Raw genomic sequence first — 11,958 nt, 5'->3', positions numbered from 1 at the left:
GACCGTGAGCACCAGCTGCACCGCCTGGGCGGCGGCCACGCACAGCAGCGCCGCGGCGGTGCTCGCACCGGCCTTCTGCACCAGCCTGGCGGTCAGGGCCATCGACCCCACCGAGGCGGGCGTGACGAGCTTGACCGCCGTGCCGGCCACCTGCGCCGCCACGACCGGGGCGAGGCGCAGGGCCACGGGCGAGAAGCCCATGAGGTTCCACGCGGCCCCGAGGAACGAGGCCGCCGCCGCCGCCCCCGCCACCGCCACCCACGACCACTGGACGCCGGCCAGGAGCCGGCCGGCGTCCACCCCGCGCAGCTGCAGGGCACCGGCGCCCAGGACGACCACCACCAGAGCCGTGCCGGTCAGCGTGCGCAGCCACCTCGGCAGTGCGCGCCACCGGCCGCCCCCCAGTGCGGGACGGGTCGTCCGGACTCCCACCGGCCCGTCCTGGCTGCTGCCCACCTCCCCATGCTGGCCGGTCGGCGCCGCCGCCGCGTCGACCTTGAGGGGGAGATCCGCATCGTCCTCCCGGCGTACCGAGGGAGGCGTGCGGATCGCTCACGGTCCGTGACGGCGCACGGCGAGCGGCGCCCCGGCTCGTCCGCCCGGGAGCGGCTGGAGTGTTCCTGTGACGCCGTGGCCCCATCATGGGGGGCAGGAGCGTCGACGGAACCGGTCGACCTGGGAGGGGAGAGATGCGCGTGAGGAACGTCCACGACAGCACCGCGGCGCCGGCGAGCGCCCGGTGAGCCGCCTGCAGGCGGTCATCCTGGCCGCAGGCCTGGGCACCCGGCTGGGCCGCCCGCTGCCCAAGCCGCTCACGGAGCTCCGCGACGGGCGCAGCATCCTCGCCCAGCAGGTGGACAACCTGCGCTACGAGCTCGGCCCGGACCTGCCGATCACCGTCGTGGTGGGCTTCAAGGCCTACCTCGTCATGGAGGCGGCGCCCGACCTGCTGTTCGCCTACAACGAGGCCTACGACAGCACGAACACCTCCAAGAGCCTGCTGCGCGCGCTGGGCGTCTCGCACGCCGGCGGCGTCCTGTGGATGAACGGCGACGTCGTCTTCGACCCCCGGATCCTCGAGCTGGTCCGCCCGCACCTCGACGCCGACGAGAGCTTCGTCTGCGTCAACACCGAGGCGGTGGCCGAGGAGGAGGTCAAGTACACCGTGGACGAGGCCGGCTACGTCCGGGAGCTGTCCAAGACCGTCGTCGGCGGGCTCGGCGAGGCGGTGGGCATCAACTACATCTCCAGCGCCGACAAGGCCGTCCTCATGCAGGAGCTGGACGCCTGCGGGGCGACGGACTACTTCGAGCGCGGCATGGAGACGGCCATCGCCGACCGGGGCCTGCGCTTCCGCCCGGTGGACATCTCCCGCTACACCGCGGTCGAGGTCGACTTCGAGGAGGACCTCGTGCGCGCGGACTCCCTCAGCGGCGGCATCCTGCGCCCCTGAGCCACCACCCACCGCCGGACGGCCGGCTCCCCGCCCGGGGAGCCGGCCGTCCGGCGTCCAGCACCCCGCGAGGCCCGAGCAGCGCCGTTCGGCCCCGGGCTGTCAGGGGTCTCTGACAGGCTTCCGCCCAGGCCGGGAGGCGGGCGAGGGCCCGCTCCGCCGGCCGACACGCGATCCGACCGGCCACTACATCTAGGGGCGTGGCGCAGGCCAGCCACACGATGTAGCGTCATGGCAGCGGTCGTCCCCGGGGCGAACACCCTCGGGGCGACCTGCGAAGACTCGTACCGACCCTTCAGGAGAACCCGTGACCCAGGTGGTCCCCGACGCGCTCAGCGTCGACAGCTCCGTGCCCGAGCCCGGCGACGGCCCCGCCACGCCCACCGCGGTGATCAACCGCCGCGGCGAGCTCGCGCCCTTCGACGCGACCAAGATCTCGGTGGCGCTGACGAAGGCCTTCCTGGCCGTCGAGGGCGAGGCCGCCGGCAGCTCCGCGCGCGTGCGCGGGCTCGTGGAGGAGATGACCTCGCAGATCATCGCCACCCTGGTCCGCCGCTCCCTGGCCGAGGCCGGCTCCTCGGGTCGCCCCGTGTCGGTGGAGGAGGTGCAGGACCAGGTCGAGCTGCAGCTCATGCGCACGGGTGAGCACGCCGTCGCCCGCGCCTACATCCTCTACCGCGAGGAGCACGCGAAGGCCCGCCGCGAGCGCGAGGCCGCCACTCCCAGCGCCGCGGTCCCCTCGCTGAGCGTGCGCACCGTCGAGGGCGTGCTGGTGCCCCTCGACGTCGAGCGCGTGCGCACCGTCGTGGCCGAGGCCTGCGCGGGCCTGCCCACCGTCGACCCCGACGCCGTGGTGACCGAGGCCGTGCGCACCCTCTACGACGGCGTCGGCGAGCTCGAGCTGGCCCAGTCGCTGGTGATGGCCGCGCGCACCAAGGTCGAGTCCGACCCGGACTACACCTACGTCAGCTCCCGGCTGCTCATGGACATGCTGCGCACCGAGGCCCTGTCGGCGGTCTCCGGCGAGCGCCGCCAGGCCAGCGCCGCGCAGATGGCCGCGATCTACCCCGAGTACCTCAAGGGCTACGTCGCCAAGGGCATCGCGCTGGGCATGCTCGACCCCCGCCTGGCCGACTTCGACCTCGACCGCCTCGGCGCGGCCATCCAGGCCGAGCGCGACCTCGACTTCACCTTCCTGGGCCTGCAGACGCTGTACGACCGGTACTTCCTGCACGAGCACGGCCAGCGCTACGAGCTGCCCCAGGCCTTCTTCCTGCGCGTGGCGATGGGCCTGGCGCTGAACGAGAAGCACAAGGAGGAGCGGGCGATCGAGTTCTACCGCCTGATCTCCAGCTTCGACTTCATGTGCTCCACGCCCACGCTGTTCAACGCCGGCACCACCCGCCCGCAACTGTCGTCGTGCTTCCTCACCACGGTCTCCGACGACCTGTCCGGCATCTTCCAGTCCATCAAGGACAACGCGCTGCTCGCGAAGTACTCCGGCGGCCTGGGCAACGACTGGACGCCCGTGCGCGGCATCGGCGCCCACATCAAGGGCACGAACGGCAACTCCCAGGGCATCGTCCCGTTCCTCAAGATCGCCAACGACACGGCGGTGGCGGTCAACCAGGGCGGCAAGCGCAAGGGCGCCGTCTGCGCCTACCTGGAGACCTGGCACATCGACGTGGAGGAGTTCCTCGAGCTCCGCAAGAACACCGGTGACGACCGCCGGCGCACGCACGACATGAACACCGCCAACTGGGTCCCGGACCTGTTCATGCAGCGGGTGGCCGAGAACGGCCGCTGGACGCTGTTCTCCCCCGACGAGACCCCGGACCTGCACGACCTCTACGGCCCGGCCTTCGCCCAGCGCTACGCCGAGTACGAGGCCGCTGCCGACCGCGGCGAGCTCCGCGTCCACCGCACGGTCCGCGCGCTGGACCTGTGGCGCAAGATGCTCACGGCGCTGTTCGAGACCGGCCACCCGTGGATCACGTTCAAGGACCCGTGCAACCTGCGCTCCCCGCAGCAGCACGTCGGCGTCGTGCACTCCTCGAACCTGTGCACCGAGATCACGCTGAACACGAACGCCGAGGAGGTCGCGGTCTGCAACCTCGGCTCGGTCAACCTCGCCGCGCACGTGACCCCCGAGGGCCTGGACGTCGAGCGGCTGCGCCGCACGGTGCGCACCGCGGTGCGCATGCTCGACAACGTCATCGACCTCAACCTCTACACGATCCCGCAGGCGGAGCGCGCCAACCAGCGCCACCGCCCGGTGGGCCTGGGCCTCATGGGCTTCCAGGACGCGCTGTTCACCCTGCGCCTGCCCTACTCCTCGCAGGAGGCGGTGGACTTCGCCGACACCTCGATGGAGCAGATCAGCTACGCGGCGATCGAGGCCAGCGCCGAGCTCGCGGTCGAGCGGGGCGCCTACGCCAGCTTCGAGGGCTCCCTGTGGAGCAAGGGGATCCTCCCGATCGACTCCCTCGAGCTGCTGCGCGAGGCGCGGGGCGGCGACGTCGCCCTCGACACCTCCACCACGCTGGACTGGGCTCCGCTGCGCGAGAAGGTCCGCACGACCGGCATGCGCAACTCCAACGTCATGGCGATCGCGCCCACCGCGACGATCTCCAACATCGTCGGTGTGGCCCAGTCGATCGAGCCGATGTACCGCAACCTGTTCGTGAAGTCGAACATGTCCGGTGACTTCACCGTGGTCAACGACGCCCTCGTCCGCGACCTCGCCGCCCGCGGCCTGTGGGACGAGGTGATGGTCAGCGACCTGAAGTACTTCGACGGCTCGCTCGGCCAGATCGACCGCGTCCCGGACGACCTCAAGGCCCTGTACGCCACCGCCTTCGAGGTGGAGGCCCAGTGGCTGGTCCTGGCGGCCTCGCGCCGGCAGAAGTGGATCGACCAGGCGCAGTCGCTGAACCTCTACGTCTCCTCCCCCAACGGCCGCAAGCTCGACGAGCTCTACCGCTCGGCGTGGCAGAACGGCCTGAAGACGACGTACTACCTGCGCTCCCAGAGCGCGACGCACGTGGAGAAGTCCACGCTGCGCGGCACCGACGGCAAGCTCAACGCCGTCTCCTCCGGTGCTCCGGCCACGGCGTCCGCGGGCGCCGCGGCCGCGGCCCCGGCCAGCGTGCCGGCCCAGGTCACCGCGGCCGCTCCGGCCGCGGTGGTCAGCCCGCCCGCGATGGTCTCGGCCAGCCCCTCCCCCGTGGTGGTGCTGCCCGACACCTCCGCGGCCGCGGCCTGCTCCATCGAGAACGGCGACGACTGCGAGGCGTGCCAGTGACGATCCCGGCGCAGCAGTCCGGCCCCACCACCACCGAGCACGAGGAGACCGTCGTGGACGTCCGCGAGAGCACGGCCGGCGCCACCGGCCTGGGCGCGATCGAGAAGGGCGCGGCGCGGGTCGACGTCAGCGACAAGGCGATGATCAACGCCCGCGCCGACGTCAACCAGCTGCTGCCGCTGAAGTACGGCTGGGCGTGGGAGAAGTACCTCGCGGGGTGCAACAACCACTGGATGCCCACCGAGGTCTCCATGCAGGCCGACATCGCCCTGTGGAAGTCCCGCGACGGGCTCACCGAGGACGAGCGCCTGATGCTCAAGCGCAACCTCGGGTTCTTCGCCACCGCCGAGTCCCTCGTGGCGAACAACATCGTGCTGGCGGTCTACCGGCAGCTGACCAACCCGGAGTGCCGCCAGTACCTGCTGCGCCAGGCCTTCGAGGAGGCCGTGCACACGCACACCTTCCAGTACATCTGCACGTCCCTCGGGCTGGACGAGGGCGAGCTGTTCAACATGTACCGGGAGATCCCCTCGATCTCCGACAAGGACTCCTGGGCGCTGAAGTACACGAAGAACCTCGAGGACCCGGCGTTCGCGACCGGCACCCCGGAGGCCGACCAGGACTTCCTGCGCGACCTCATCGCCTTCTACGTGGTCTTCGAGGGCATGTGGTTCTACACCGGGTTCGCGCAGATCCTGTCCCTGGGCCGGCGCAACAAGATGGTGGGCATCGCCGAGCAGTACCAGTACATCCTGCGCGACGAGTCGATCCACCTGAACTTCGGCATCGACGTCATCAACCAGATCAAGGCCGAGAACCCGCACCTGTGGTCGGCGGAGTTCCAGGCCGAGGTGCGCGAGATGCTCACCGAGGCGTGCAACCTGGAGATCGCCTACGGGCGCGAGACGATGCCGCGCGGCATCCTCGGGCTGAACACCGAGCTCACCGCCCAGTACATGCACTTCATCACCAACCGCCGCTGCGGGCAGCTGGGCCTGGCCCCGGTCTTCGACGAGGTCGAGAACCCCTTCCCGTGGATGAGCGAGTCGATGGACCTCAAGAAGGAGAAGAACTTCTTCGAGACCCGCGTCATCGAGTACCAGAGCGGTGGCGGGCTCTCCTGGGAGTGACCTCCCGCTGAGGCCGTCGGCCCGCCGCCCCTGCTCAGGGGTGGCGGGCCGACGCCGTCTCCGGGGTGCGCGCGCTCGCGCCGCCGGCCCCACCGCCGGCCCGCCGGTCCGCGGCCCGCCACAGCTCCACGAGCGCCTCGCTCGGCACCGCGGGGCTGTAGAGGAAGCCCTGCACCTCCGGGCAGCCCATCGCCCGCAGCAGCTCGGCCTGCTCCGGCGTCTCCACGCCCTCCGCGACCGTGCGCAGTCCCAGGGCGCCGGCCATGGCGATGACGGCGGCGACGATCGGCGCGTGCGAGCGCGCCTGGCCGAGCGTGGCCACGAACGCCCGGTCGATCTTGAGGATGTCCACCGGCACGTCGCGCAGGCGCGACAGGGTCGAGTAGCCGGTGCCGAAGTCGTCGATCGCCACCCGCACGCCCTCGCCCCGCAGCTCGGCGAGCCCCTGCACCGCCCGTCCGCCCTCGACGCCGAGGGTGGACTCGGTGACCTCCAGCACCAGTCGCGCGGGGTCCAGGCCGGTCTCGGCCAGCACCCGGCGCACGACGTCGGGGAAGCTGGGATCCTGCAGCTGCAGCGGGGAGACGTTGACCGACAGCTTGTCCAGCGCCAGGCCGGCGAGCACCCAGGCCCGGGCGTCGGCGCACGCCTGGTGGAGCACCCACTCCCCCAGCGGGCGGATCAGCCCGGTGGCCTCGGCCGTGGGGATGAACGACGCGGGCGAGTGCCACCCGCCCGCGCCGTCCGGCCAGCGCACGAGGGCCTCGGCGCCCGCGAGCGCCCCGGTGCCCGGGTCCACGACGGGCTGGTAGTGAACCTGCAGCTCGCCGGCCTGCAGCGCCGCGTGCAGCGGCTCGGACAGCGCCCCGGTCGCGCTCTCGTGCCAGGCGGCCCGGTCGCGGCCGCCGCGCTTGCCCGCGTAGAGGGCGGCGTCGGCGCGGTTGACGAGCATCACCGCGCTGTCCCCGCGCTCCCACCGGGCCAGCCCGACCGTGCAGGTGTGCTCGCCGAGGGCCCTGCGCAGCCGCTCCGCCACCGCGGTGGCCCCGGCCCGGTCCACGTCCACGAGGAGCAGCGCGAACTCGTCGCCCCCGGTGCGCGCCAGCACGTGGCGCCGGGCGAGCACGCCCTTCCAGGCGGCGGCGGCCTCGCGCAGCACGCGGTCGCCGTCGGCGTGGCCGGTCGTGTCGTTGACCGCCTTGAAGTAGTCGATGTCGATGACCGCCAGCACCAGCCCGGCGCCCTGCCCCGGCTGGGCGAGCTGCCCGGTGAGGACCCGCTCGAAGCCGCGCCGGTTGGGCAGGCCGGTCAGGGGGTCGACCTCCTGTCGGCCGCCACCCGGGTCAGCCAGCCGGCCACCCAGCTCGCGATGGCCACCTCGCCGGCCACGAGGAGGTACTCCGCCAGCGAGACCCCGCCCGTGGCGGTGAAGGCGGCCGCGCAGGCGAGCAGCATCACGGCGACGTGGGCGAGGGCGAGCCGGAAGCGGAAGAGGAAGGAGGCCAGGATCCCCACCAGCGCGTAGACCGACGACAGCGCCACCGCCGTGGCCCCGCCCGGGCTCAGCACGATAGACGCCGTGACCAGGCACGCGGCGACGACCACGAGGGCGTGGTAGACCCGCGGCGCCCAGCGCGGCCCGCGCCGCCAGATGACCACGCCGGTGGCGAGGGTCAGGACGATGAACCCGAGCGCGGCCCACGGCTGCACCACCAGGTCCCACTGGCTGAGCATCGCCGCGGCGCAGAACAGGTCCGCGGTCAGGAAGAGGAAGCCCGTCGCGCGGGCCATGACCACGGGGGTGGACACCGTGGGCGCCCGGTCCAGCGCGGCCCGGGCCGCGGCCAGCAGGGGCAGCAGCGCTCGCGTCCCGCCGATCGCGCCAGTCACCGCCCCGTCCTCCCCTCCGGGCCGCGCACGCGGCTCCACCACCCCCATCGGCGCACGAGCGGGCGCAGGAGAGGGGCCGTCCGGGTGGCCGGTGCTCGCCGTCCCCGCCGAGCGGTCCTTCCCCCTCGGCGCCGGCGCTCCTACGCTCGCCGCATGTGCCGGAACATCCGCACCCTGTACAACGTCGAGCCCGGGACCACCGACGAGGAGGTCCGCAGCGCGGCGCTGCAGTACGTGCGCAAGATCAGCGGCTTCGCGGCGCCCTCTGCCGCGAACGCCGCCGCCTTCGAGCGCGCGGTGGAGGAGGTGGCGCACGCCTCCCAGCACCTGCTCGCGGAGCTCGTGACCTCCGCCGCGCCCCGCGACCGCGAGGTCATGGCCGCCCGGGCCCGCGAGCGGGCGGCGGGCCGCTACCGCTGAGCCGCGCCGAGCCGCGCTGAGGCGGGCGGGGCGCCGCAGCTGCCGCGCGAGACCAGGCGCGGGGTGGCCGCCAGGTGCGCGGCAGCGGGCTCGCCGGCCACCTGGCCGAAGAGGACCCGCGCCACCTGGGCCCCGTAGTCGATGACGTCGTGGCCCATCGCGCTCAGCGGCGGGTGGGTGATCCGGCACAGCGCCGAGTCGTCCCAGGCGACCAGGCTCACGTCGCCCGGGACGCTGAGGCCCGCGCCCGCGACCACGGCCAGACCGGCCACGGCCATGAGGTCGTTGTCGTAGACGAGCGCCGTGGGCCGCGGGTCGGCGGCCAGCAGCTCGCGCGTCGCGCGGGCGCCGTCGTCGCCGGAGAAGTCGGTGTGCACCGTGCTCAGGGACACGCCCGCCGCCTCCGCCGCGGCCCGGAAGGCGGCGTCGCGGATGCCGACGTGGCCCAGCTCGGTCATGCCGGCGACCCGGCCCAGGTGGGGGTGCCCCAGCCCGGCCAGGTGGCTCACGACCTCGCGGGCCGCGGCGGCGTCGTCGGTCCACACCGTGGCCAGCCCGCCGGTCAGGTGCGGGTCGCCGGCCACCGCGGCGGGCAGCCCGAGGTCGCGCAGCAGGGGCATCCGGGGGTCGTCCACGCGCACGTCGACGACGACGACGGCGTCCACGCGCCGCTGCGAGGCCCAGGTGCGGTAGGTCGACATCTCGGCCTCGAGGTCGGGCACGACCTGCAGCAGCAGGGCGTGGGAGCGCAGGGTCAGCTCGCTCTCGATGCCGGCGATGAACTCCATGTAGAACGGCTCGAAGCCGAGCGTGCTCGGCCTGCGCGCCAGCACCAGCCCGAAGGTGTCGGTGCGCGAGCCGGAGAGCATCCGGGCGGCGCTGTTGGGCACCCAGTTCAGCTCCTGCGCCACCTGCAGCACGCGGGCACGGGTGGCCTCGGAGACGCCGGGGCGGTTGTTCAGGGCGTAGGAGACGGCGCCCTTGGACACCCCCGCGCGGCGAGCGATCTCGGTGATCGTGACGCGCGTCACGGGGGCTCCTCGGGGCGGTGGCGGCGGCGGACGCCGTCGCGGTGGCGCCGGATCGCCGTGGCGCGGCAGGCTACCCGGCTCCGGGGCCGCTGGGAACAGCGTCCGCCCGCTCGGGTCAGCGGCTCCTCCGCAGGAGCCGCTCCGGTAGCGTGGAGTGCTGCTGAACCGATTCGGTCGCTGGTCCCGACCCGCCGGACGGCCCGTGACGACGACGTCAGGAGGAAGCTCGTGGAGTTCGCAGAGGCCCCCCGGAGGGTGCGCACCGTGGTGCTGGCCGACCACTGGCTCGACGCCGCGGGGGTGGGCGCATGAGCGCCGCCGCTGCGTCCGGCGAGCGGCTGCTGCACCTGCGCGCCGCCGGGGTCAGCCTCGTGCTGGACCTGCCCGACGACACCCTCCCGGCCGTGCTGCACTGGGGCGCGGACCTGGGGCCCGCCGACGACGCCGAGCTCGCCGCCCTGGCCTCGACCGTGGCGCCGATGCTGGAGAACTCCGTCGACGTGCCGGTGCGGGTCTCCCTGCTGCCGGAGCTGAGCGCCGCGTGGATGGGCACCCCCGGGCTCTCCGGCTCGAGGGCCGGGCGCGCCTGGACACCGCGGTTCGGCGCCTGCGACCACGCCGTCGAGACCGCTCCCGGCGGGGGCGGGCGCCTGGTCACCACGGCCACCGACGAGCTCGCCCGCCTCTCCCTGCGCCTGGAGGTCGAGCTGCTCGGCTCGGGCCTGGTGCGCACCCGGGCGTCGGTGACCAACCTCGCCGAGGACGCCTACGCCCTCGAGCAGCTGGCCGTGGCCCTGCCGGTGCCGCCGGTGGCGACCGAGTCGCTGGACCAGACCGGGCGCTGGGCGCGCGAGCGGGCGCCGCAGCGCCGCGCCATCACCGTCGGCACCCACCTGCGCGAGAACCGGCGGGGCCGCACCGGCGCGGACGCCGCCACGGTCCTCCTCGCCGGGGAGGCCGGCTTCGGCTTCGCCACCGGCGAGGTGTGGGGCCTGCACGTGGCCTTCAGCGGCAACCACCGCCACCTGCTGGAGCGGGCCAGCAACGGGCGCACGCTCCTGCTCGGCGGCGAGCTGCTCCTGCCCGGCGAGGTCGTGCTCGGCGCGCGCGAGAGCTACCAGGGCCCCTGGTCCTACGCGACGCACGGCGTCGGCCTCGACGCCGCCGCCGCGCGCTTCCACGAGCACCTGCGCTCGCGGCCCTCCCACCCGCGCAGTCCCCGCCCCGTCGTGCTCAACACGTGGGAGGCCGTCTACTTCGACCACGACCTCGGCCGGCTGCTCGAGCTGGCCGAGCGGGCCGCCGAGGTCGGGGTGGAGCGCTACGTCCTCGACGACGGCTGGTTCCTCGGCCGCCGCAGCGACGACGCCGGGCTCGGCGACTGGGTCGTCGACCCGGTCGTGTGGCCGCAGGGGCTGCACCCGCTCGTGGACAGGGTCAAGGCGCTGGGGATGCAGTTCGGGCTGTGGTTCGAGCCGGAGATGGTCAACCCCGACTCCGACCTGGCCCGGGCGCACCCGGAGTGGCTGCTGCAGCCCGAGGGCCGCCTCCCGCTCGAGGCGCGCCACCAGCAGGTGCTGGACCTGACCATCGCCCCGGCGCGCGACCACGTCTTCGCCCAGATCAGCGCCCTGGTCACCGAGTACGGCATCGACTACCTCAAGTGGGACCACAACCGCGACCTCGTCGAGGCGGGCACCACCCGCACCGGCCGGCCCGCGGTGCACGAGCAGACCCTGGCCGTGTACCGGCTGCTCGACGACCTGCGGGCCGCCCACCCCGGCCTGGAGATCGAGTCGTGCTCCTCCGGCGGGGCGCGGGTGGACCTCGAGGTCCTCGAGCGCACCGACCGGGTGTGGGCCAGCGACTGCATCGACCCCCACGAGCGGCAGCAGGTCCTGCGCTGGACCGGCCAGCTGCTGCCTCCCGAGCTCATCGGCAGCCACGTGGGCAGCCCCACCTCGCACACCACCGGCCGCACGCACGACCTGTCGTTCCGGGCCGCGACCGCCCTGTTCGGGCACTTCGGCATCGAGTGGGACATCAGCCGGGCGAGCGACGCCGAGCGCACCGAGCTCGCCGCGTGGGTGGCCCTGGCCAAGCGGTTCCGGCCGCTGCTGCACACCGGGCGCACCGTGCGCGTGGACTCCCCGCTGCCCGCGCTGTGGACGCACGGGGTGGTCGCGCAGGACGCCGGTGAGGCGCTGTTCTGCTTCGCCCTGCTCGACCTGCCGGACACCTGGCCGCCGGGGCTGGTGCGCCTGCCGGGGCTCGACCCCGACCGGCTGTACGAGGTCACCGCCGTGGAGGCGGTGCCCCCGCAGGACCGGGGAGCACCGGAGAGCGCCCCGAGCTGGCAGCGGGGCCCGGTCCGCCTGTCCGGGCGGACGCTGGCCGCGGTCGGGCTGCAGGCGCCGGCGCTGCGCGCCGACCACGCCGCGCTGGTGCACCTGCGCGCCCGGTAGCGGTCGAGGGCGCCGGAGACCGGCGGGGGCGACCCTCAGGCGCTGCGGGTCAGCGCGCGTGGCTGGCCAGGGGGCGCGCGGCCCGCGGCGCGCGCCCCGCGACCGGGAGCGGCCCCGTCGCGTCGGCGCGGTAGCGGTAGGTCGTGCCCTCGTCCTGGACGACGAACGTCTCCACGCCCGAGCGCGTCCAGTGCAGCACCAGCAGGCCGTACCGCTCGGCGATCCGCACCAGCGCCGCGGCGTCGGGCACGTCCACCACCGGTCG

General features: G+C 73.9%; 8 protein-coding genes and 2 pseudogenes. 5 read left to right on the top strand and 5 right to left on the bottom strand.

Annotated elements, in window-relative coordinates; genetic code table 11:
* Nucleotides 1-432: pseudogene (locus tag AC5FZL_RS11475) on the bottom strand (hypothetical protein); the annotation flags it as partial.
* Nucleotides 433-739: 307 nt separating this feature from the next.
* Between AC5FZL_RS11475 and AC5FZL_RS11470 the strand changes: the two are divergent.
* The 3 genes from AC5FZL_RS11470 (at nt 740) to AC5FZL_RS11460 (ending at nt 5,887) form a co-directional block, all read left to right on the top strand.
* Nucleotides 740-1,453 carry a phosphocholine cytidylyltransferase family protein gene (locus AC5FZL_RS11470; protein WP_493618723.1) on the top strand — a complete coding sequence of 238 codons (714 nt, stop codon included), beginning with the start codon at nt 740-742 and terminating at the stop codon, nt 1,451-1,453.
* Nucleotides 1,454-1,760: 307 nt separating this feature from the next.
* A complete protein-coding gene (locus tag AC5FZL_RS11465; RefSeq protein ID WP_493618722.1) occupies nt 1,761-4,757 on the top strand; it encodes a ribonucleoside-diphosphate reductase subunit alpha in 2,997 nt (998 codons plus the stop codon).
* Between the two features lie 2 nt (nt 4,758-4,759).
* Complete coding sequence (locus AC5FZL_RS11460; RefSeq protein WP_493618727.1) at nt 4,760-5,887, top strand: ribonucleotide-diphosphate reductase subunit beta; 1,128 nt, start codon at nt 4,760-4,762, stop codon at nt 5,885-5,887.
* 34 nt (nt 5,888-5,921) lie between these two features.
* Here the strand turns inward: AC5FZL_RS11460 and AC5FZL_RS11455 are convergent, their stop codons facing one another.
* Both AC5FZL_RS11455 and AC5FZL_RS11450 read right to left on the bottom strand, forming a co-directional pair.
* Entirely contained in the window at nt 5,922-7,190 is a 1,269-nt protein-coding gene (locus AC5FZL_RS11455) for a putative bifunctional diguanylate cyclase/phosphodiesterase (protein ID WP_493618725.1), read from the bottom strand.
* A 5-nt stretch (nt 7,191-7,195) separates the two neighbouring features.
* On the bottom strand, nt 7,196-7,777 hold the full coding sequence (locus AC5FZL_RS11450; protein WP_493618721.1) for a hypothetical protein: 582 nt from the start codon (nt 7,775-7,777) through the stop codon (nt 7,196-7,198).
* A 153-nt stretch (nt 7,778-7,930) separates the two neighbouring features.
* Between AC5FZL_RS11450 and AC5FZL_RS11445 the strand changes: the two genes are divergently transcribed.
* Nucleotides 7,931-8,197, top strand: coding sequence for a DUF2277 domain-containing protein (locus tag AC5FZL_RS11445; protein WP_493618719.1), 267 nt, complete (start codon nt 7,931-7,933; stop codon nt 8,195-8,197).
* Here the strand turns inward: AC5FZL_RS11445 and AC5FZL_RS11440 are convergent.
* On the bottom strand, nt 8,188-9,228 hold the full coding sequence (locus AC5FZL_RS11440; protein ID WP_493618718.1) for a LacI family DNA-binding transcriptional regulator: 1,041 nt from the start codon (nt 9,226-9,228) through the stop codon (nt 8,188-8,190). The genes AC5FZL_RS11445 and AC5FZL_RS11440 overlap by 10 nt on opposite strands.
* Before the next feature lie 308 nt (nt 9,229-9,536).
* On the opposite strand from AC5FZL_RS11440, the gene AC5FZL_RS11435 reads away from it, so the two are divergent.
* Nucleotides 9,537-11,693 carry an alpha-galactosidase gene (locus AC5FZL_RS11435; protein ID WP_493618717.1) on the top strand — a complete coding sequence of 719 codons (2,157 nt, stop codon included), beginning with the start codon at nt 9,537-9,539 and terminating at the stop codon, nt 11,691-11,693.
* A gap of 49 nt (nt 11,694-11,742) precedes the next feature.
* Here the strand turns inward: AC5FZL_RS11435 and AC5FZL_RS11430 are convergent.
* Nucleotides 11,743-11,958 (bottom strand): annotated as a pseudogene (locus AC5FZL_RS11430) (hypothetical protein); the annotation flags it as partial.

The organism is Quadrisphaera sp. DVD1 (assembly GCF_058932755.1).
This window is presented reverse-complemented; position numbering and strand designations above follow the sequence as displayed.